Source organism: Algoriphagus aurantiacus (assembly GCF_035156405.1).
GTDB lineage: Bacteria > Bacteroidota > Bacteroidia > Cytophagales > Cyclobacteriaceae > Algoriphagus > Algoriphagus aurantiacus.
Window position 1 is genome coordinate 156,719 of the sequence record NZ_JAXRUT010000005.1, and the last position, 21,590, is coordinate 178,308.

Below are 21,590 nucleotides of genomic sequence, written 5' to 3' on the forward strand. Positions count from 1 at the left end.
TTTATTGGGTTTAGAAGCTAGCTGAAACACCTACGTTGAAGGTTCGTGCGAGTGGGTAAAGACCGCTATCGTATCCGGTTCCGAGTACATTCCCACCGCCGATTTCTGGAGTATAACCAGAGTATTTTGTCCAGGTGAATACGTTTGTCCCTGATAAGTAAACTCGGAAGTTTTGAACTTTGAATTTGTTCAAAGCCACCTCAGGGAAGCTGTAACCTATTTGCACATTTCTTAGGCGAAGGAAAGAACCATCCTCGATAAATCTGTCTGAGACTTCGTAGTTGTGTCCACCATTTGTCACTCTAGGCTCCGTATTACTAGTGCCTGGGCCTGTCCATCTGTCGAGATAGCTTGTTTCAAAATTATATGTGTTAAAGCGGGTTTGCTTTTTGGCATTGTAGATTTCGTTGCCATACGTTCCGTTAAAATCGGTACTGAAATCAAAACCTTTGTAATCAAAACCAAGGTTGAATCCGAAGACCAAGTCAGGAATAGGACTTCCCAAGATTACCCGGTCATTATTGTCTACAACCCCGTCATCATTCGTGTCCTGAAAGATCAAATCACCAGCTACTTCCGGTCCGCGTTTTGGAATGGAATATAAGTCTGACTCGTTTTGAAAAACCCCAACAGTTTTGTAGCCATAGTAATGTCCGATTGATTGCCCTATGGTAGTTCTCGAACCTAAATATCCGCTGATACCTACACCACCGCCAAAGATGGCTTCATTTCCTTCACCTATGTCCAATACCTCGTTGTTCACAGTAGAAGCGACGATGCCAAAGTTGTAGGCAAAATCACCCTTCTGATCTCTCCAGTTCAAAGTCAGATCAATCCCGCTATTTTTCACACTGGCCGCATTGATGATAGGATTGTTTGCAGACCCTACATAATTAGGAATAGGAACACCCACTAAAATATCATTGGTTTGACGAGTGTAATAATCAAATTCTCCGGTCAGTTTTTCATCAAACAAGCCAAACTCCAAACCGATATTTGAAGTCACGGTTTCTTCCCATTTGATAAAAGGATTTGCCAGTCTAGTTAAGGTTGCACCGTAAATCAGGTCTTCATTTTCACCGAAAACAGCATTTTGGTTTCCAGTAACGACTGGTCTTCCTTCGTAAAAGGCGATTTTGTCATTTCCGACTTTACCCCAGCTCCCCCGGAGTTTAAGATTAGAAAGGAATGATTGATCCTGAAGGAATGCTTCCTCGATGATGTTATATCCGAGAGCAACAGAAGGGAAATTACCGAACCTGTTTTCTTCACCAAATCGACTTGAGCCATCTCTTCTGAGAGTTCCTGTGAAGAGGAACTTGTTTCTGAACGTATAATTTACTCTGAAAAGATATGAAAGCATCGCCCAGTCTCCAGCAGAATTGGAATTGGTTTGGGTGGTTAGTTCGCCAGCATTCAAGTACCAAAGTGAAGGATCTTGACCAGGCAGGTTTCTTCTGCCTCCGCCGAGAGACTCAGTGTAGAAGTCTTGTGTGGTAATACCTCCGAGCAAGTTAAGACGATGGTCTTCCCACTCTTTGGAATAGTTAATTGTGTTTTCCCAAAGAATATTTCTGTTTCTAAGATTTCCTACGTTAACCGAATTCTCAGGATTTTGCTGAGTTGGTGATACGAAATAAACAGGTGTGAAACTTTTAGAATCTTGGAAAGCCAGATCCAAGCCTAAATTGCTTCGGAAGGTGAAGTTCTTTAAGAATTTGACATCCATAAAGAAATTACCAACTCCACGGTAATTGTTGGTCTGATTGTTTGAGTTGTATTCAAACTGAGCGGCAGCGTTTCCTACAGGACTGGTATTCGTATAGCTGCCATCCGGCTGCATTGGGTCAAAAATCGGATAAGCTCGATAGGCATTGCCAATTACTCCGGGTTCGTTTTGCTGATTGTAATAAATGAAGGAAAGGTTGTGACCGAAAGTCACCGCATCGCTGAATTTGTATTGATTATTCAATCGGAAAGTCAGTCGCTCAAATTCAGACTCCTTTACAACGCCTTGTTGATTGAAATAATTTACGCTCAGATTGAAGTTCGATTTTGCCGATCCTCCTGTTGCACCTAAGCTTACGTTGTTGATAGGAGCATTTCTGAAAATGTAATCTTGCCAATCCGTCCCTTCATTGTAATCATTCACATTATAGATAGGCTGGTTTCCTACATTTTGCTCAAGCTCATTAGCTAGCTGAGCAAATTCCCGAGCATTGACCAAGTCAATTTTATTGGCTACTTGCTGCACACCAGTATATGCATCTACAGATATTCGGGTTTCAGCATCAAATGATCCTTGCTTTGTAGTAACGATGATTACTCCGTTTGCACCTCGGGAACCGTAAATGGCTGTTGCTGAAGCATCTTTCAACACCTCCATAGATTCCACATCGTTTGGATTAAGGAAATTGATGTCATCTAGAAGCATTCCATCTACCACATAGAGAGGAGAGGAGTTATTCAGAGTACCGACACCACGAATCCGGACGGTGGAACCTGCTCCTGGCGCTCCGGAGTTTTGGGTAATTTGGACACCACTCACACGTCCTTGCAGTGATTGTGTCACGTCTGAAACTGGAAGACGGCTAATGTCTTTGGAATCCACACTGGATATTGCTCCCGTGAGATCACTTTTCCGCTGAATACCATATCCGACGACTACGAACTCATCCAAATCACCCAGATCTTCCTCCAGCGTGACATCTATGGTAGATCTACCATTTAACGGAGTTTCTTGGGTTTTGAATCCTACAAAGGTAAAAACAAGCACGGCGTCTTCGGGTACTTCTAAGGAGTACTTACCATCAAGACCTGTGACGGTGCCATTGGTGGTTCCTTTAATGACCACATTCACTCCGGGCAGCGGCTGCCCAGAGGATTCGAGTACAGTTCCCTGAACGGGAACATTGGTTTGTCCGAAAGAATCTTGGACGATAAACAATGAGAATAGAATAAGGGATAACATCAAATACTTGCTGTGATGCCAAGCATTTTCCCTCTCAGGTAGCAATTTTTCCATCGAGCTAATTGGGTTTGGTTATAGTTTTCGTTGTGTGATGCGAATCATATCGAGCCACAACTGAAACTAGTCAGCCAGATGACTCCTTCTTTATAATAACTTCGAAATCGTATGAAAAACCCTTTAAAAACTTTAAAAGTTAAGCCTCCAATTCCTCCTTTAATTGCATTAAAAAATACTCTTGATTTGAAATAGAGCCTATTTTTTTATTTGATTCACGCTTTATTATCAGGAATTTTTCATTAGTTATTATAGGACAAAATCAGTTGAGCTCGTGTGATCTCTCAAGCACTATATCCTCCCAATCTGGATAATGAATCCCCTTAAATTCAAGCTGTAATTTCACTTTTACCCGGAAGCTACTGATGGCATTTACTCTCAGATCAAGCAACTTCGAAAGATCTTCCAAAGTGAGTTTGTTGTGCTCAGCGATGACCGTGTAGGAAAGGTAGAATGCCTTTTCAAGAGGAAGCCGGATGCCATGGAAAATTGTCCCTGCCGTAGCCGATTCTATATGTCCGCACCTTGAGCACCTCCGGTGAAAAATCTTTGACTGCTTAGAAAACTTGCCATGCTCACAAGCCTTGCAAGTAAAACCGTTTTCCCATTTGACTTGCTCAAGGTAGCGAAGGCAAGCGCTCGAATCTGGAAAGATCTTCTTGAAATCGGCATAGCTCATTCGCTTATTTGTGATTCTAGCCTGTAAGTTTTCTTTGATCTGCGATTTTAGCTTCCAGATATCCTTATCCAGTAATGAATTGATACGCTTGATTTCCTCGTCTTTTGCCAGGATCTGCTGATTGTAATCCAATAGTAACTGATTCTTCTTTTCCAGTTCTTGAGTTCTTTCGTCCACACGTTGCTCCAGTTCACGGTTGACTTTTTCTTTCAATTGAGCATTGGCTTCTGCCTGTCTCAGGGATCTAAGTAAAGCTCTATCTCGGTTGTCCTTAAGTATTTTTACCCGATCTCCAAGTGCCAATGTGAGGAGGAGCATTTCCAACAGAAATGCAATATGAAGACTGTAGTACAAGACTGTGCTGTGAGGGATGACAGCGGTATGAACCATAGCTTTCAGCCCTACTCCCAAAAATAAAATCCCATAAGCAATCACAAAAAGTCTGGCAACACTATAGCCTTTCACCCAGACATAAATACTAGAAAATAGAATCAGAAAAAACGGAATAATATCGTAAATCTGAATCTCCAATAGTGCGGGTAAAAACACAATTCCTCCTGCGAAAAGAATTGTCTTAACGGCTAGAATAACCTGAAAAGAGCGATGCATGCTGGGGAATCTTCTCTTCAAATTGAGAAAATGAGTAGAGAAAAGCAACGCAAAGACCACAATCAAATAGCTGGAAAACCCTGAGAATGGTTGGTTCCATTCGGGATGATTTGGCCATAAATACTGAAATGCAATACCGTCCATACAGGCTGCAAAAATCGCTACACTCATTAGATAGAAGACATAATAGAGGTATTTCACTTCCTTAATCGCCAAATAAATCAGGCCATTGTAGAGAGAAATAATAAGGATCATCCCATAGAAAATCCCGTAAAGAAAATACTCATTCAGTGCATAATAAATGAATCGATTGTAAGATCTGAATGCTATCCGTATGTCAGCTTTTTGGGAGGATTTGATTTTAAAATAGTAGGTTGCGATACCAGCGGAATCGTTGTCTACGGGGATTTGGAAGTTTTTATGGGAATAAACCCTGTCTCCAAATGGCGCTTTATCCCCCAATTTTAATTCACGAAATCCATCTTCTGAAGGTATATAGGCAGTTATTTGATCTATCGTCTGATCATAAAACTCCAAAAGCCATCGCTTCTCACTCTGAGGGGTTTTCTGAATAGCCACCTTTACCCAATACGTGTTTTCAGTAGAAAATTGATTTTTACTGAAGTCAGGATTGATCTTAAGTTTGTCGGAAATGGGGCTTGAAAGAATATCAGCTAACCCAAGTTCATTGCTTTCATCTTCATAAAAAGTCAATCTGTCGATGGCATAGATTCTCTCGTCTAGCTGATCATTGATCTGAAAAGTATAATTGGATGATTGAGCATAGCTGGATAGGATAAAAGAAAAAAGCAATGCGCTAGCTGTAAAAATATTTCTTAAAATCTTATCCATAAATTTTGGGTTAATCCCTAATAACGAGCCCAAAAACAAGGCCTAAGTGGATAATATTGATCTTTTGATAGTGCGGGTCTTCGGGCCAGGTAATGATTACCAGATTAGGACTTAACCAAATCAACCAATAGAGGTTTATAAATTCAAAAAAATTAAATTACTGTAGGCTGCGCTACTTTTTATCGAGGATGCTAGGCCTTCATTTCAATCGATCAAGTCGCCCTTTTCGTTTGATTATGTTTTTGTAGTCCCATTGGATATTTTTTGATTTATCAAGCCACCGTTCCAATTTGATTTTGTCGATTTCCAGGATTGAATTGTAAAAAATAGATGCGTCTTTGAATTTTTCACCTTTCTTGTTCAGATCATCTTCTTCAAAATCAGCCCCACTCCAAAACATTAGCCGTATTCCCGGTTTTTGCTTGCTATATCCCACTATTGGATTTCCTTCCAAAAACCACACTGGATGGCCATGCCAGATCTTACATTCTGCTTCGGTCAAAATTTCATCAATGGACAAGGCAAGCCTATCACAAATTTCGTTGTTTGTTGAATCTTGGCTTTGGTTATATAGCTTGATTGCTTCATTCATGATCCTAAAAAATGCTGCTGCTAAGTAATGGCAATTTTACTTAGCAAAATATAATTAAAAAATGGCGGCCCTTAACTAAAGTCGAGTCGTGAGAATGTATTTGCTCCAATAATATTTGTCGGTATTCCTTACTTACGTTCCTCCATAAGTTGAAAAAGTAATTCCGGTTCGTCGGTAGTGATGAAATCCGGGTCTTGATCTAGGAACCATTTCAGGTCTTCAGGATTATTCACTGTCCAGGCATTTACAGTCAATCCTAGATCTTTAGCTTCTTTGATCCACTGAGGATTCTTTCTTAGCAAATTGATATTGTAGTCAAATCCAAAAAATCCAGCGTCTTTGAGTTCTACTGGAGTCTTGTCTCCGGTGAGATAAGCGACATTTGCTTCTGGATCCATTTCAATTGCTTTTAATCCTCCTTCGTAGCTGAATGTGATGTAATCCACCCATTTCTCAGCTTTCATTTTCTTCACGGCCAACACTGACTTTTCTGCCACTTCAATACTCCGTTCTACAGAGATTTTGGAAGGCTTTATTTCAAAAATCAACTTGGTACCTTTCTGTTTTTTACCTGCTTTCAGGTATTCTTCCACCGTAGAGAGCTTCTCTCCATTTTCATGTTTTTTGGTTAAAAGCTCCTTATAAGTTGAAGTTTCGATGTCCATCCCTTCGAAATCCGCATCGTGATTCACCACCAAAATCCCATCGGAAGTCATCCAAACGTCAAACTCAGAACCTTCACAACCTAGTTCCACAGCTTCTTTTAGGGAAGCAATAGAATTCTGCGGGTGGGATTGAGCTTTCCAGGCACCACGATGGGCGATTACTTTGTTTTTGTGAAAAGACTTCTGTGCAAAGGATGAAGAACTTGCAATTAAAAATGTAAGCAGAGTAAAAAGGGTGATTCGCATGGAGATGGGTTTTAGTATAGACTAGCTTTCAAAAGTATAAAATCAGGGAATACGAACTATCCCGTTTGTCAGAATTCATATAAACTTCATGCAGGAAGCTGCCGTCAATTCTTTTCAATTCGGATATGCAAGTGATTTCGATTTATGGTGGAGATGAAAGTTTGAATCGCGAGACGCGGTTTCAGCAGAATAATGAGTGGGAATCACCCTTGATCAATTTGAAGTCAGATTCTAGATGGATCATTGAAAAAGCACCAAATCATTCTATATGGATTCTGAAGAAAGAGCTTCCGGACCTAAAAGGTTTGGGTAGTTGGGAAGAGTTGCAGCTTGTAGATGGATGGAGAATAGCCCTGTTCCACAGAGAAAACTTAAGAGGAGCTTAAGAGGAGCTTAAGATATGCTTAAGATATGGTCAAAGGCCAAGTTGTAGGCCAGTTTTAAAGGCAAAAGAAATAAATTCAGGTAATGAAAGCAGAAATAGAGGATGATTGTCTGGCCGTGCTTTTTGTCCAGCGAAGCAATTGGCTAAGAGCCGCTGTGCTAGGTGCAAATGATGGGATTTTGTTCACATCGTGCTTAGCTATCGGGGCTGTTTCTGCTAAGACTAGTGGTTCACCTATTCTCAAACCTGTACACCGGATTACTTTCTGGAGGACAGGGGATATGGGAATTACTGCTCTCATTGGATACCTGTTCGGAGTAAATTTAGGATGAGAACTGAAAAATAAAGTTTAAACGAAAACTGCTGGGCATGTGCTCAACGACTATATCTACCATAAAATTACTAGAAATCATGAAAGAGAAAATTTCACGAAATGAATTCCTTAAATCAATGGGATTCAAAGGGGCTTCTCTACTTGCAATCTACTGCGGTGCCTCAGCCATTACTTCCTGTATCAATGAAGCAGGTGATCCAACGAATGGACCTACTGGCGTGGATTTCACGCTCGATCTTAATGATTCTGCCAATGCAAAACTATTGAAGACAGGTGGGTATCTCGTTGTAAATAGGATTGTGATAGCCCGAGTTTCTGCTGATACTTTTGCAGCTGTGACTCAAGTTTGCTCGCATGAAAATAAATCCAGTGTGATCTATAAGAATAATGAATTCTATTGCACTGAGCATGGAGCACGATATAACCTTACTGGTACCGGTCTGAATTCTGATGGAATGAAAGGCATCCAAGCCTATAAAGCAGAATTGTCTGGAAACTCACTTCATGTCTTTGCCTGATCCTTCTGATAAACTGACATGAAATCGAGCATGACTCAAGCGTCACACGGAAAGATGATTATCCATAATGCGAGATTCCATGTGACCTATAAAAAACAAATTATAAACACATGAAATCGAGCATGTCGAAGGCGACACACAGAGGGATGATTATCTATCAAGCGAGATTCCATATGGCCATTGAAAACAAATTATAATCATATGAAAGGGCTAAAGAAAACTCTGGCATTGCTTACTGTGCTACTTAGCGTCCATGCCTCTTATGGGCAGGATGACTTGTTGAATATGTTGAATGAAGAATTGCCCAAAGAGACTATATATACTCAGGCAACTTTCAAAGCAACACGTCTGATCAATGGGCAGACGATGGAGACAATTTCCAAAAACCATTTAAACTTTTGGATTTCCCATCGATTTGGCTCCGTGAACAGTGGCTTTATTTCCAATTTCTTTGGACTGGATGAAGCCAGAATTCGTCTGGGTTTAGAATATGGAATTACTGATCGATTGCTGGTAGGAGTGGGGAGAAGCTCGGAAGAGAAGACTTATGACTTCTATACCAAATACAAGGTGCTCAGACAGTCCGATGTATTCCCATTTACGCTTTCGGCCTATGGTAGTATGGCCTTGAATACCATGGCTACAGGATATGTGATGAACTCGGAAAGTCAAATGAAATTCTACTCGAATGAGGAGAGACTTACCTATACCAGTCAAGTGCTGATCGGAAGAAAATTCAGCGAAAAAATTTCTTTGCAATTGATTCCGACCTTCATCCATATGAACAAGGTGGAAAATACCTACATGGACAATAACCTCTTTTCTTTTGGAATGGGAGGTAGGTATAAGGTGACCCAAAGAGTAACCTTGTCTGCGGAATACTATTACAATTTTGTAGATCGGGATGGTTTTCAACTGGCGACAAGCAATCCATATCCCTATCATAACTCACTTTCCGTGGGAGTGGATATAGAAACAGGAGGGCATGTGTTCCAACTTCATTTCACCAATGCAAGAGGAATGGTGGAGCGACATTTTATCGCGCTGAATACGGGTACCTGGGAAAATGCAGATATCTATTATGGATTCAATATCGCAAGAACATTCAGTTTAAGTCGTGATAAATAAAAACAAATGAAATCGAGCGTGATTCAAGAGTCACATAGAGGTATGATTATATGACCTGCGTGATTCCATCTGACCATTAAAAATCAATTATAAACAGATGAAAATGAAAAAAATATCCCTAGTACTCCTGCTGAGCTGTTTCAGCATTACCCTGTTTGCGCAGCATTTATTCTCCACGACCAAGGGAACCGTGTCATTCTACTCAGACACGCCTTTGGAAGATATTCAAGCTGATAATTCAAAAACAGCTGCCATAATCAATGCTGAAACCAATGAAATGGCAGTTCAGATGAAGATTACAGACTTCCAGTTTCCAAACAAACTAATGCAGGAACATTTCAATGAAAACTATCTGGAAAGTGAGAAGTATCCTACAAGTGTGTTTAAGGGAAAGATCAAAGAAAAGGGTGACTTTACTGTAGCTGGCACTTATCAGGTAACTGCAGAAGGCACATTGACCATACATGGAGTTTCCCATCAGATCCTAATTCCCGGTACGATTGTGTCCGATGGAAAGCAACTGAAGCTTGACTTCAAATTCCCAGTGAAACTGGAAGATTACAAGATTGAAATCCCAACGATTGTGTTCTCAAAGATCGCAGATGTAGTGGATGTGTCTGGAAGCATGATCTTAGTCGAAAAGTAGAGTTTGATTATTGGGTATTCTTTGCCGTGGTCTAGGTTATTATACCAGGGCAAAGATTTTTATAACCAAAAAGCCTATGATTATTACGATTGGTAATTCCTTGATCCTTGAATTTGAGAATTGAAAATTGATCATTTTATCAACCACATAGCAAGCATAGTGTGTTGCAATAACCGTTGAGGTATTCAGAACCTCGATGGTTTATTTTGTCACGAATAAGGAGTAGACAGAGATGTGGGCTGTGAGGACACAGCCCACGGCGGCGGAGAAGTAGTCTATGACGCAGACCCGTGGCGAGGGAAAAATAGTGCACTTAGAGTTCAACCCTTTCTGGGTTGCTATAGCAAATCCTGACCATTTTTAATCCCCTCATTACATACCACTTCGTGGTCACAGTTAATACACAGGCTTGAATCAAGCGGAACTTGAATAATATTAATTCATGCTATCCATGTAAACCCCCTGCATCAACATTGGTTAGATTCTTTTTCCAAAAAAACACCTTAGAATTCATAGATTCTAAGGTGAGTAATTCACAATATGATCTGATTAATGAGTGGGGATAAAGAAACTAAGTGAGTGGGGATAAAGAAACTAAGTGCTGCTAATTCTTCGGAAAGGATTGTCGAATGGATGATATTTCAACTTTTTTGAGAATTGGAGCCTCCACTAATTCATCGATAATATACTGATCATAGGATATACTGCTTTTATTTATATCTACTGATTCCAGTTGCAATTTGTTAAGATCAGATAGTAGTGGATAGGTGTTTTTTATTTCCTCAGGGAGTTCAAGATTGAATGTGGAGGAGTTGCCATAAACAAACCATCTCACATTTTTAATGGGCTCGGGATAGGTGGATAAATTTGGGTAATCGAATACAACAACATAATCTGTTGACCCAGTGAAAAGAGAAACGCTGAAGTCAGTAACCTGTTTCTTTTGCACCTGAATTTCAGGGATATCAAGGAGGTTGATTTTTTCAGGTATCTCACCAATTTTATAGTAATTAGATGTAGTCTTAGCATCTGTACGTTGAGATGCATTAACTGAAGTTGAATAAATTTGGAATTCATTTAGATAGCCTAATTCTAGTGAAGAGCTACCAAATTTGTTACTACTGACCAGATATCCAGAAAGGTAAAAGCCATCCATCTCATTCATTGCATTTACTGAATAATAAATATTAGTTGATGAAATATCTCCTATACTAATGACCTTATCAAAGGTTTTCAGAGATTCAAAATCAAAAATATAGGATTTGTCTTTCACAGGATCTGTGATAAATGTGTATCTGCTTTCTCCTTTACTTTCAGCAGTTACTAAGTATTTCTTTTCATTTGGATATATAGGAGCTATCAATTGGATATCGTATTCAAGAAAGTTTGTAATAGGATTATAGGTATTAAATGAAGTGGAAGTGTATGCTGTATTCCCATAATCACTCAGCTTAATCGTCACGTCAAAATTACCAGTTGGTTCTGGAATACTATATCCTGTTCTTGATAATCCAAAAGTTATATCTCGTGTAGCTTTGATATTCGTGTAAGTTTGAATGAAATTGATATCCATATCAAAAGATGTGGTTCGCATATACAAGCTCAAATGGTATCTCTGTTTTCTATCCACGTCAAATTCCGCCTTTCCGCCTAAACCTACTTTCTCGTAATCAATCGGATTACCCTCAAGATCATGAAGAATTAGCCAAACTTCGCTTGTACCGAAAGGGTAGCCTGTTGGGAGATCTACCGTAAAGACACCTTCTGAAATTACTTCCGGCTCATCATCAATCACTGGATCTGGATCTGCTGTGTCACACGAGAAAACAACTACAAATAATATTAAATAAAGGAATGGATTTTTCATAAATGGTGATGGATTAAAGCACCAAATGTATGATTCAGTTCACATAAAAAATTAATTGTCGACAAAAAAAATTATATTTTGTTTTTGGTTTAATATCAATATTTTACTAACGTTTTAATTCATTGTTTTTTCATAAAAGAAAGAATATTGGATAAAATAAGCCAGACGCCAAATCGCTGATTTAGATGTGCCTATTACATAATTATTTTTGGTAAGTACTCCGATCTTATTATTATCAAATTTCATGTGAGATTTTAAAATTTCTAATTTTTGAAATTCCATTAAAATTGACTTTGCATTAACGATCCATATGGTAAAAAATGATAGAAAAAAACACCTTGGGATTCTAACATCCCAAAGTGTTTCGGTAATCAATTAAAATAGCGTTTGCCTATTTCTGCTGCTGCAAATAAGTGATCAATGAAGCCAGTTCCTCATAGGAAAGTGAATTGGCTAAGCCTGGAGGCATCATGGATGTTTCCATTACCTTCCGTGCTTTGATGGTGTTTTTATCCAGTTTGGTAGCTGTACCAGTGATGTCCTGAATCACCACTTCATCTGCTGTCTCTGCCGTGACAAAACCCATGTAACTCTTATCGTCATTGGTATCAATCAATACAGAAGCAAAGCCTTGTGAGATAGAAGCATTTGGTTTCAGAATAGATTCAGTGATCTGAGAGCGATTCATGATCGAACCGATTTGTCCCATAAATGGACCTTTCAGCGGCTGACCTTTTTCTATGCTATGACAAGCCACACATCCTTGACTGGTGAAAAGTGTTTTCCCTTTCACTGGATCACCTTCAATGTCTGCTACTGCGATCATGACATCCTCTATAGACGAGGCACCAACCTGGCCTTTTTTGCTCTTTATTTCTTCCAGATCAACTTCAGTTTCTTGGATGACCAAGTTTGATTCATCGGCACCAAACTCTTCAATTTCCATTCTGTTTCTCTCGTTGAGATCAGCGAAGAACTGCTTTTTGGTAGGGTCGGCAAAGGCATCACGCTCGCCGATCAAGAAATCTTTAATTTTGTCCGAGGACTCCCAAGTAATTCCTTTGTAATAAGGTCCATGTGTGTCAGGGCGAGTGCCCCACCACCAAGATCCATCGTAGGGAGCTTCTTTCTTGTACAATCGAGAAAGTGTACCCAAGATCTCAGCCTTCAACTCCATGTCATCTGTGTCGCCATAGGCTTTGATTAACCCATCCACTGCTTTTGCATCATGCATGTAGCGTAAGGACCAAAGTGCAAGCTTAGAATTTTCTGTGCCAATGGCATCTACCGCGGCATCAACTGCATTAAGTTCAACCAGTGCTTTCACAGCTATGTGTGGTAGAATAATCGCTGAATTTGGAGTAGCGTGAGGACCTTCTGTTCCTTTCTCTGGCTGCTTGAATGAACCTGGTACTTTGACCTTCAATAATTCCTCAGCTGCTTCTGGATTTCCAATTCTTCCCAACGCAACGATTGCTGCTGATTTCACCCTGTCATTTGGATCAGTCACTCCTTCGATAAATGGATCTAACGGAACACCTTGAAGGCAGGTCTTGCGATCTGCCAATGCACGCAGTGCGAACTCTCTAATTTTCTCTTCATGGCTTAGTTTCACCAATTCTCCATTGCCGCTTTCGCAGGTTGCCTGCGCATAGGTATAAATACCTGCTACTCTTACTTCAAGCGATAAAGTCTTGTCACTTGCTACAGAAAGTGCAGCAGCTCCAGCTTCATTTGGGAATCGGGCCAGCATTTCACGCTGGGCATGAAAACGTGAAACTGAACTATGCGCTTTTAGCAATTCTGTCAATTCTTCCAGCGTGGCAGTTTTTAGGTCTGGGAAAGCTTCGTAAGTCCAATCTTTTGGAACTACGCGTACCACGTAACCCTTCTCTTCGCTCCCAAAATATCCGGCACCATCCCAGGCAGCAAGGAACATACGTCCAGAACCGTCAACATCAAGATCTGAAATCTGAGGAAGCTTGATAAACTCCTCATCCTCTTGAGTAAATCCTGGTCCATCCATGGTTACGCGGTGTATATACAATTGACTTCTGCCCCAATCTGCCATCATCGGCACGTGATTGTATTTGGCTGGCCAGCGATCATCATCCATAAAGTAACTTCCTGTGCCAGAACCTCCGCCTAGATCAGCTAGAGCAGGAATGGTTTCTTCTGTGAAGTTTTTGAAAAAGTTAGGGTAGCCGTATTCGCCAGACTGTGTATAGTGGATGAAGCGGATATTCCAGCCACCACCGTCATTGGTATTGCCACGGGTATAAATATTCATAAATGGATCAATAGCCACATCGTAGATATTTCTTGTTCCATGGATATATTCTTCCATTTCTGTTCCGTCAGGACGAACACGGACTATGCCTCCGCCCAGCATGGTCATTTGCTTGCCATCTCTATCTGTCGCATTGTGGAATCCGAAATCACCTACGGCAATATAAATCCAGCCATCGATACCCATTCTTATACCATTGGTAGAGTGATCGGTACCACGGGAGCGAATAGATTCTGGAGAGGAGATGCCTTCGATGAGCATTTTCGCAGGTCCATCAGCCACGCCGTCATTGTCTTTGTCTTCAAAAACCACCAAGTTCATTCCTTCGGCCTTTCCGGTTTCTTCAGAAAATTGCGTGTGAAGAACGAACACTTGATCTCTCACTGCGATGATTCCCCGTGGATTGTCCACTTTCACAAACTCAGTATGAGAATCCAGTTCACCATCATTATTGCTATCGACTAAGCGAACTATTGCACCTTTTCCAGGTTCTTTACCAAGTGAACCCATCATATCCACACCCACGAATACAATTCCATTGGGAGATACTGCCAGGGCAGCTGGACTAGGGACGATGTCCGGACCGGCAAAATTGGTCATGATCAGCTCAGTACTGTCAGCTGCTATAGTGTCCCCCGTAGATTTTGGATAGAAATTAGAAAGCTCTTCTAGATCTGCTTTTCGAGTATCCGGGGTTGAGCACCCAAATGCCAGAAGGGAACTGATTAGGGCTATTATTGGGAATAAATTTTTAGACATGCTAAAAGTGTGAAAGAGGTTTATTGTTTTGGAAGTTGCGCTTTGCGCCTTCAAATATATTAGAATCCCATTTTAAGAAGCATGTTTTCTCATTTTCCTTTGTTCGTAGGAGAAATACATTGATAAATGGTGTGTCAAATAAATTAAATCAACGATTTAAACTCTTTAATCAGGCATTATTGAAAATAAAATTGAACTGCTTCGATCCTTATTTTATCTGATTTTCAAAAAGGAAAATTCCGTTCTTATTGGCAATGACTATATCTAGCTTTTGATCTTGATTCATATCTGCCACCGTGATATTCAACCCAGCCCCTGAGTCATTGTCTATGATGTGCTCACGGAAAAACGGTTCGATTCCAGGAGTGAATTCTATATAGAACAAATAAGGGGTGTCGCCGTCTCCAGCGTCATTCCCATTGTGTGCCAAGTATCTTTTACCTGAGATCATTTCCAAATTCCCATTCCCATTGAGATCAGCCATGATTGTGGCATGAGTTTGGGCTGTCAAATTTGTAATCAGATGAGTTTTAAAAGTGGAATCATTTATTTGATCATGCCACCATACGCCTAGCGCATGTGCCGATGCACTGACCACATCATTTTTCTTGTCTCCATTTACATCCAAGACCTGCATATGCGACGCGGGTTCACTGATCTGGACTTCGTGGAAAGTCCAATCGCCGGATTTTTTATCTGCTTTTCCTTCAAACCAACCCTCAGCTATCACCACATCATTGATCCCATCGCCATTAATATCGCCATAGCCCAGACCATGCGAAAAACGGTCAGTGCCGGGTACATTTTCTTCGGAAATTGCAAAGCGTTTCCATTCAGTTTCTCCGGGTTTGGTAGGAGCTTGAAGCCAGATGATTTGCTTCTTTTCCGGATCTCCACAAAGTATATCGAGTCTGCCATCACCGTCAATATCAATAAAACCTGGTGATTCATTCGAAATTCCCACTGAGTCTGCAATGATGTGCTTTTGCCAATTGCTACTTTCAGTTTTTGGGTTTTCAAACCAATAGGCTGGAGTGCCTGGGTAATCTATGATCACCACATCATCCCATCCATCCAGATTGACATCCATCCCGAGATTCAGGAAGGAATTGCTGTATTCTTTCCGTGGGTCAAAAGTCTGCGATGGGGAGATTTCATGTCGTGTCCAATCAGGCGCTTCGAACCAATAATAACCAGCAATAATATCGAGTTGACCGTCTTTATTAATGTCAGCTACAGCGACACCTTCGGAAAGGAAATCCCGGGAAATCACCGTTTTTTTGAAGTCAGACTCAGGTTTATCCTGACTCAGGGCAGTATTTGTAAAGAAGGAAAAAGCTAATAAACCAATCAGACCCTTGCCAGTTTTGTTGAGATTGATACTCTTCATAGTGCTTTGTTGTTAAGGTTTTAAAGTGATTTTGGCTAATTGTATTTTCAATGCATGATTGCTGTGTGAATCGGATTCATCCAGTGATTTCCTGAGTCTTTGCAATGCTGCAGTTGCCTCACTAGTATTTAGCTCGCTCAGTTTCTGCACTGTGTATTTCAAAATAAGAGGGTTGGAGGCTTTTTCTGCCAAGGCTAACGCGCGGTCTGCATCAAGGTCTGCCAATGGTTCTAATGCATACCAAAGCATGAGCGGCATATTGTGATCTTCCAGATCTTCTGTTCTTTGCACCAATGCTTCCATCACTTCCCAGCGCAATTCCGGTTCTAGCCGAAGCATAGCGGAAGTCAGATAAAGTCTTACCAAAGCTGATTTATCATTTTTTGCCATGATGGCGAATTGCGTCAAAGTCTCTGCTGAAACCATTTTGTCTTCCACCTCCAGCTGGATTGCCCAGCTTCGGATGTATTCATCAGAATCAGACATTAATTTACTCAGGTCATCGGCTGAAAGCCTATTTGTCACATGAAGTGTCCAAAGCGCTCGTAATCGATTTGTTGTTTGAGGATCATCCGTCAGGATTTCTCTTAGCACTGCAACAGCTTCAGGGGTAGCACCTCGCTCTTGAAGGATTGTTCTCGCTTGCCTTGCATACCATTCATTTGAATGGGTTTGATAATTGGCGAGTTCTAGGCTGCTAGCTTTGGATAAGTCCACCTTCACCCATTGATCATTTTCATGGGAAATCTTGAAAATCCTCCCCAAAGACTTGTCATGCACGTCTGGATTAGGGCTGTGACATTGGTTCTGGTCATACCAATCTATAGCAAACACGGAGCCATCTGGACCATACTTGAAATTGAGCCATTGGGACCAGGAATCATTCATTGCCATGAAGTCATTCTGATGTTTTGCAACATAGCCAGAGCCATTCCTGGAAAGTTGATCAATGTTTAATCGGGAGCCATTGATGTTGTTCATAAAGATATTGTTGCGGTATTTCTCAGGCCAAGTATCTCCACCCAGATAAATCATTGCCCCTGCATGAGCATGTCCGCCTCCGGCAGATGCAGAGCGGAAATTGCCGGCATGCGGACCGCGATCACCTACCCAGTGTACATGATCCGCGATAGTTTTGATATCATCATAGGTATATGGGTTGAAGTGATTACCAGCCTGTCTTTGGTAGCGAGCGCCCTGAATGACGTGATACATGTGCGGAATCACACAGACGGTGATGAAAGGATGCCCGTATGTATTAAAATCAATTCCCCAAGGATTGCTGCTACCTTCAGTAAATACCTCAAAATCATGTCGTGTCGGGTGATAGCGCCAAACTCCCGCATTGATTTTAGTCCGCTCATCGTCCGTTGATCCTGGCTTTCCCACATTGGAATGAGTGAACACACCATGTGTGCCATACAGCCAACCATCTGGGCCCCATCTCAAATTATTCAATACTTCGTGCGTATCATCTGTTCCCCAGCCATCCAGAAGTTTGACAGGCGGACCTGTAGGTTTGTCGTTTTCAAAATCTGCAGGAATAAATAAAAGATAAGGAGCAGCTCCAAGCCAAACGCCGCCCATACCGACTTCTATTCCGCTGACAAGATTCAGCCCTTCTGTGAAAACTTTCCTGGAATCCAGCGTCCCATCACCATCTGTATCTTCGAAAATCAAGATGCGATCCTTTCCTTCACCTTCTGGAGCCGGAGTAGGATAGGTGTGTCCCTCGACCACCCAAAGTCTTCCTCGATGATCAAGAGTAAAACTGATCGGTCTGATGATGTCCGGTTCGGCTGCTGCAAGAGTGACTTTAAATCCATCTGGTGGAGTCATAGCCTTAGCAGCCTCTAATCCTGAAAGTCCTGAATTCACCACAGGATCCAATGGAGGTAGAATGATGATATCTTCTTGCTTTAATTCATTGGAAAAGGTTGGACGGCTGGGATAAAATGCAAAATCATCAAAGTTGATATGTGCCCACTTATCATCAGAGATGTAAGGGATTTGGGAGATGCCGGTTTCATTATCGACAATTCTGATGAAAATTGTCTCGTCTAAATAAGAGCTTAAATCCACTACAATTGGTTGAAGCGTGGCGCGACCTTGGCCCGTGGATTTATAAATTACTTCCTCGGATTCTGATAAAATCAATTCAACCCGTGTATCGGCCAATGCTCCTCCCGAAATTCTAAAACTTGCAAATGGCTGAGTCACCTCAAAAGGCGCTGAAGTTAGTGTTCCCGTTAATTTGTAGTTTTCTGTTCCTCCACTGCTAAGGAAGTTTTGTCCTTCAAAATTTATCTTATCCTCTTCATTATGTACCGGTGAAGGGTCTGAACTGAAAATGGGGCTGGCAAAGGCATCTCCAGATCCTGTCCAATCCTGCAGTGTGCCTGTTTCGAAATTCAGGTTTAGTGGCTTCCCGTTTTTCTGAGGAATGGTTCCAACTATTTCGACTTCAGCTTCAGTTCTTTTTATAAGTTCAAATTTCCCTACCATACCCGCTGCTCGGTGGCCCGGGATGGAACAGTAATAAGTATCATCATCTATGGCAACAAATGTGATGCTTGTAGTTGCACCTTCTTCCAGGATTGTTTCACTTTTTATTCCAAGCTTTTCCATAGCCACATCGTGTGTCATGATCTCACCATTGGTTATTGTGATGGTGACTCGATCACCTTTTTTAGCCTTGAGTGTAGGATTTCTGGTGCCATCCGGAGCAAAATATCCAAGCATGGTAGCTTGAAGTTTGAACTCAATGTCGGACTTTTGGTCACTTGACTGAGCTGGTGTTGCAATAGAGGGAAAAGGATTAGCGCATAGAATCACGTAAAAAACGAACAGTAAGCAGTTTCTAATCATGGTGTTTGGGTTGATTGATAATCGAAAGGTTTTTGAAGCTGAACTATGCATTAGAAAATCTACGATTTCCTCAAATGCATATTCTAGGTTAAACCAATCTATAAGCTATTCTTTTTGAGGCAGTTCTTCAATAAAAATATTTTTAAATGCAACTTGGGCTTTTCCTCCTCCATGGATTTGCAATCCGATTAGGCCTGACTGGGGAATTGATTTGTCTTTTTCGGTATAATCCACCGTTTGATTTCCATTTATAAACAATTGGATCCGTCCATTTTCAGTATGGACTTTGTAATCGTTCCAATCATCTATTTTGATCCATTGCAGAACTTGAGCTGAATCTGGGGCGATCAAGGTGACGTTTCTCCGGGATTCATCATACAAACTCGCCCAGTATCCTTCACCCCAATCTGCCTGGTATCCTTCCATCTCAAAGTCTGGATCTTTTAGTCGTTTGCTGTGAAATTGTATTCCTGAATTGATAAAGCCATCATCTCCTGTCAGTTTGATTTTCAAGGTCAGAATGAAATTCTCATACGTTCGGCCCGTGACCAAGAATTCATTATTAGGCACTGTTTCATCCAAAGAACCACCTATAATCATTCCGTCTTCCACACGCCAAGTATTCACAGTGTCACCTTGCCATCCTGATAAGCTTTTGCCATCAAAAAGTGAAACTGGACTCTCCACCGAACTATCGCTACATCCACAAAGGGTGAGAGAAATAAGAGAAAAAACTGTAAGTATTGATTTCATATAAGTAGTGATTTTGTTTCAGTATAATTACAATCCTGCCAAATCCCACTTTTTGATGATTTCTTGGATGAAGTTGGAGACTTTAGCATTTACTTTTTTAAAATACTCATCTGCTTGTGCCTGATCAAAATTCGGATAGCCCTGACCTTCTTGGTAAAGTCCGATAGAAGATGGGAAGGGATTAGCTGACCAAGTTCCAGCAGCTGGATAAGGAGTGGCCATTTCGGCACTGTATTTTTCTTTATGTATTAAAGATGGATCAATAGCTTGGATATAAGCGGTTTCGTTTAGTCCTGCATGTCCGCCGTCTTCATCGAAGACTTCAAACGTCACATCTGAGGCAAATGACCACCTGTTGCAATACATTTGTTTGCTCACCGCCATGGCCATTTAGGATGATGATATTCTTAAAGCCATTTTTCGCAAGACCTTTTAGAATGTCTCTAATAAATGGACGGTAAGCTTCTTCGGTGATTTGAAAAGCGCCGGGGAAAGCTGCCATACTTCCGGTAATTCCATAGTTGAGGGTAGGGGCTATAAGGGCATTGAGATCCTCTGCCATATCTATAGCCATAGCTGTAGGTGCTGTGTTATCCGCGCCGTTATTTACTACACCATGAGGTTCAAGCGTACCAGTTGGGAGTAATACGGTATTTATTTGCTTGGGTACAAATTCTGCGAACTCCATCCAGTTGATGAGATTCATTTCACGGGTGGAGATTGCTTGCTGTGCCAGACAAAAATGAGCCAAAAAGGCAAGGCAAAAAGAAAATAGAGGCTTTTTCATGTGTTTATAATTGTTTTTTAGCGGTCACATGGAATCTCGCTGGAATTATAATTATCCCTCTGTGTGTCGCCTTCGACATGCTCGATTTGATGACTGAATTTTATCTGAAAATAGGTTTTTTTTGGAGATATGCAGTCAAAAAATCTATGGTTGGTTTTACAGTCTATTGAAAAAACTGAGATTTAGGTAATCTCCCATACAGTTCTATTCTGGATATGATTACCGTTGATAAAAATAAAATAGAGTAGAGAGATCGCCTCTCTACTCTATTGTTAATAACTGAAGTAGTTAGTATTAATTACACGTAACCTTAGGGTTAAATTGCGTGAATATACCCGATGGGTTGTTTTTCCATACCCAAACGTGAAGTTGGTAATTATCAAAGGGTAGAGGGATAGGGGCAAAAGCTTCATCAAACACTTGCATACCAAAATACGGAATCATGTCATTTTCAAAATCCCATGCATCTTTTACAATAATAAATTCTACTGCTACCAGTTTCATCTTTCCGTTTTTACCCATTTCGTACAGCAATGCTTCAGGCATACTAGGATCGAAGGTTCCATCTACAATACCAAAATTAGCGAAGTGATAGCCCATTCCTCCATTAGGAGAGGATACGCAACCTGAAGCTTGCGCATAGCCGTCAGCGATAGCATTATCTAGGTTATGATATTTGGCAGTTGCTCCCCGGAGTGCGGCCAGCATTTTTAGAGTTCCTGGTTCCATCCTTAGATTTTCTAAAGAAAATGTCTCCGGGTAGTCTGCCACTTGTTCAATACCCGTGGTTGGGTCCAATGGCAGATCCAATGTGCTCTCATCAGAGATACAACTTGCGATTGAGAAGATTACTGAAAAAATCAGTACTAGTCTTCCAAATGAATTTTGAAAGTAATTTTTCATGGTTTTTTGGGGTTGGAATTGAAAAAGAAGGTTAAATAAATTTTTTAAAACCCTTGAGGGGGACCCTTAGCAAATTGATTGGAATTCAATCATTTATAGATCTAATTTACAAATGGAATAGGATTTTATCAAAGCATTTTTGGTATTTTATCAAGAATAATTTCTGATTGTATTTCCTAATGATATCATTTTTCAAATCCACCCAATCCAGTTAGCTCCTACACCTCGTAAATCTTTTCAAATCACTTATTCGAATCAAATCCCGATGAGTGATTGGATCTTTTAAGATGAAAA

At 40.8% G+C, this 21,590-nt stretch carries 17 protein-coding genes; 5 read left to right on the forward strand and 12 right to left on the reverse strand.

The window, feature by feature from the left end:
• Nucleotides 1-10: 10 nt before the first annotated feature.
• The 4 genes from SYJ56_RS07225 to SYJ56_RS07240 all read right to left on the reverse strand — a co-directional run bounded on the left by SYJ56_RS07225 (nt 11) and on the right by SYJ56_RS07240 (nt 6,668).
• Complete coding sequence (locus SYJ56_RS07225) at nt 11-3,025, reverse strand: SusC/RagA family TonB-linked outer membrane protein (RefSeq protein ID WP_323832977.1); 3,015 nt, start codon at nt 3,023-3,025, stop codon at nt 11-13.
• A gap of 262 nt (nt 3,026-3,287) precedes the next feature.
• Nucleotides 3,288-5,165: a 7TM diverse intracellular signaling domain-containing protein gene (locus tag SYJ56_RS07230; RefSeq protein ID WP_323832978.1), complete on the reverse strand. Its 1,878-nt coding sequence runs from the start codon at nt 5,163-5,165 to the stop codon at nt 3,288-3,290.
• Between the two features lie 199 nt (nt 5,166-5,364).
• Nucleotides 5,365-5,757 carry a DUF1801 domain-containing protein gene (locus SYJ56_RS07235; protein ID WP_323832979.1) on the reverse strand — a complete coding sequence of 131 codons (393 nt, stop codon included), beginning with the start codon at nt 5,755-5,757 and terminating at the stop codon, nt 5,365-5,367.
• 128 nt (nt 5,758-5,885) lie between these two features.
• The gene (locus tag SYJ56_RS07240) at nt 5,886-6,668 is read right to left on the reverse strand and encodes a glycerophosphodiester phosphodiesterase (RefSeq protein WP_323832980.1); all 783 of its coding nucleotides are present in this window, start codon (nt 6,666-6,668) and stop codon (nt 5,886-5,888) included.
• A 125-nt stretch (nt 6,669-6,793) separates the two neighbouring features.
• Here SYJ56_RS07240 and SYJ56_RS07245 point away from each other — a divergent pair, with 125 nt between their 5' ends.
• The 5 genes from SYJ56_RS07245 (at nt 6,794) to SYJ56_RS07265 (ending at nt 9,679) form a co-directional block, all read left to right on the forward strand.
• Nucleotides 6,794-7,054: a hypothetical protein gene (locus SYJ56_RS07245; RefSeq protein WP_323832981.1), complete on the forward strand. Its 261-nt coding sequence runs from the start codon at nt 6,794-6,796 to the stop codon at nt 7,052-7,054.
• 82 nt (nt 7,055-7,136) lie between these two features.
• Nucleotides 7,137-7,385, forward strand: coding sequence for a hypothetical protein (locus tag SYJ56_RS07250; protein WP_323832982.1), 249 nt, complete (start codon nt 7,137-7,139; stop codon nt 7,383-7,385).
• A 79-nt stretch (nt 7,386-7,464) separates the two neighbouring features.
• Complete coding sequence (locus SYJ56_RS07255) at nt 7,465-7,905, forward strand: Rieske (2Fe-2S) protein (protein WP_323832983.1); 441 nt, start codon at nt 7,465-7,467, stop codon at nt 7,903-7,905.
• A 201-nt stretch (nt 7,906-8,106) separates the two neighbouring features.
• Nucleotides 8,107-9,033 carry a DUF5777 family beta-barrel protein gene (locus tag SYJ56_RS07260; RefSeq protein WP_323832984.1) on the forward strand — a complete coding sequence of 309 codons (927 nt, stop codon included), beginning with the start codon at nt 8,107-8,109 and terminating at the stop codon, nt 9,031-9,033.
• Between the two features lie 103 nt (nt 9,034-9,136).
• Nucleotides 9,137-9,679: a YceI family protein gene (locus SYJ56_RS07265; RefSeq protein WP_323832985.1), complete on the forward strand. Its 543-nt coding sequence runs from the start codon at nt 9,137-9,139 to the stop codon at nt 9,677-9,679.
• Nucleotides 9,680-10,283: 604 nt separating this feature from the next.
• Here SYJ56_RS07265 and SYJ56_RS07270 read toward each other — a convergent pair.
• From SYJ56_RS07270 to SYJ56_RS07305, 8 genes are all read right to left on the reverse strand, one after another.
• Nucleotides 10,284-11,546 (reverse strand): hypothetical protein, encoded by a 1,263-nt coding sequence (locus SYJ56_RS07270; RefSeq protein ID WP_323832986.1) that lies wholly within the window; start codon nt 11,544-11,546, stop codon nt 10,284-10,286.
• Between the two features lie 391 nt (nt 11,547-11,937).
• Nucleotides 11,938-14,595: a DUF7133 domain-containing protein gene (locus SYJ56_RS07275; RefSeq protein WP_323832987.1), complete on the reverse strand. Its 2,658-nt coding sequence runs from the start codon at nt 14,593-14,595 to the stop codon at nt 11,938-11,940.
• Between the two features lie 208 nt (nt 14,596-14,803).
• Nucleotides 14,804-15,985, reverse strand: a complete 1,182-nt coding sequence (locus SYJ56_RS07280) for an FG-GAP repeat domain-containing protein (protein ID WP_323832988.1) — start codon at nt 15,983-15,985, stop codon at nt 14,804-14,806.
• 12 nt (nt 15,986-15,997) lie between these two features.
• Complete coding sequence (locus SYJ56_RS07285) at nt 15,998-18,853, reverse strand: PVC-type heme-binding CxxCH protein (RefSeq protein WP_323832989.1); 2,856 nt, start codon at nt 18,851-18,853, stop codon at nt 15,998-16,000.
• 105 nt (nt 18,854-18,958) lie between these two features.
• A complete protein-coding gene (locus SYJ56_RS07290) occupies nt 18,959-19,606 on the reverse strand; it encodes a 3-keto-disaccharide hydrolase (protein WP_323832991.1) in 648 nt (215 codons plus the stop codon).
• A gap of 27 nt (nt 19,607-19,633) precedes the next feature.
• The gene (locus SYJ56_RS07295; RefSeq protein WP_323832993.1) at nt 19,634-19,939 is read right to left on the reverse strand and encodes a hypothetical protein; all 306 of its coding nucleotides are present in this window, start codon (nt 19,937-19,939) and stop codon (nt 19,634-19,636) included.
• The gene (locus SYJ56_RS07300; RefSeq protein WP_323832995.1) at nt 19,929-20,393 is read right to left on the reverse strand and encodes a creatininase family protein; all 465 of its coding nucleotides are present in this window, start codon (nt 20,391-20,393) and stop codon (nt 19,929-19,931) included. The genes SYJ56_RS07295 and SYJ56_RS07300 overlap by 11 nt, the downstream gene beginning before the upstream one ends.
• 294 nt (nt 20,394-20,687) lie before the next feature.
• Entirely contained in the window at nt 20,688-21,296 is a 609-nt protein-coding gene (locus SYJ56_RS07305; protein WP_323832996.1) for a hypothetical protein, read from the reverse strand.
• Between the last annotated feature and the right edge of the window lie 294 nt (nt 21,297-21,590).

Coding starts and splice junctions, on each gene's coding strand:
- SYJ56_RS07255 (WP_323832983.1), top strand. CDS start 7,465: ATGAAAGAGAAAATTTCACGAAATGAATTCCTTAAATCAATGGGATTC.
- SYJ56_RS07260 (WP_323832984.1), top strand. CDS start 8,107: ATGAAAGGGCTAAAGAAAACTCTGGCATTGCTTACTGTGCTACTTAGC.
- SYJ56_RS07245 (WP_323832981.1), top strand. CDS start 6,794: ATGCAAGTGATTTCGATTTATGGTGGAGATGAAAGTTTGAATCGCGAG.
- SYJ56_RS07305 (WP_323832996.1), bottom strand. CDS start 21,296: ATGAAAAATTACTTTCAAAATTCATTTGGAAGACTAGTACTGATTTTT.
- SYJ56_RS07280 (WP_323832988.1), bottom strand. CDS start 15,985: ATGAAGAGTATCAATCTCAACAAAACTGGCAAGGGTCTGATTGGTTTA.
- SYJ56_RS07240 (WP_323832980.1), bottom strand. CDS start 6,668: ATGCGAATCACCCTTTTTACTCTGCTTACATTTTTAATTGCAAGTTCT.
- SYJ56_RS07225 (WP_323832977.1), bottom strand. CDS start 3,025: ATGGAAAAATTGCTACCTGAGAGGGAAAATGCTTGGCATCACAGCAAG.
- SYJ56_RS07290 (WP_323832991.1), bottom strand. CDS start 19,606: ATGAAATCAATACTTACAGTTTTTTCTCTTATTTCTCTCACCCTTTGT.
- SYJ56_RS07235 (WP_323832979.1), bottom strand. CDS start 5,757: ATGAATGAAGCAATCAAGCTATATAACCAAAGCCAAGATTCAACAAAC.
- SYJ56_RS07275 (WP_323832987.1), bottom strand. CDS start 14,595: ATGTCTAAAAATTTATTCCCAATAATAGCCCTAATCAGTTCCCTTCTG.
- SYJ56_RS07230 (WP_323832978.1), bottom strand. CDS start 5,165: ATGGATAAGATTTTAAGAAATATTTTTACAGCTAGCGCATTGCTTTTT.
- SYJ56_RS07270 (WP_323832986.1), bottom strand. CDS start 11,546: ATGAAAAATCCATTCCTTTATTTAATATTATTTGTAGTTGTTTTCTCG.
- SYJ56_RS07300 (WP_323832995.1), bottom strand. CDS start 20,393: ATGAAAAAGCCTCTATTTTCTTTTTGCCTTGCCTTTTTGGCTCATTTT.
- SYJ56_RS07285 (WP_323832989.1), bottom strand. CDS start 18,853: ATGATTAGAAACTGCTTACTGTTCGTTTTTTACGTGATTCTATGCGCT.
- SYJ56_RS07250 (WP_323832982.1), top strand. CDS start 7,137: ATGAAAGCAGAAATAGAGGATGATTGTCTGGCCGTGCTTTTTGTCCAG.
- SYJ56_RS07265 (WP_323832985.1), top strand. CDS start 9,137: ATGAAAAAAATATCCCTAGTACTCCTGCTGAGCTGTTTCAGCATTACC.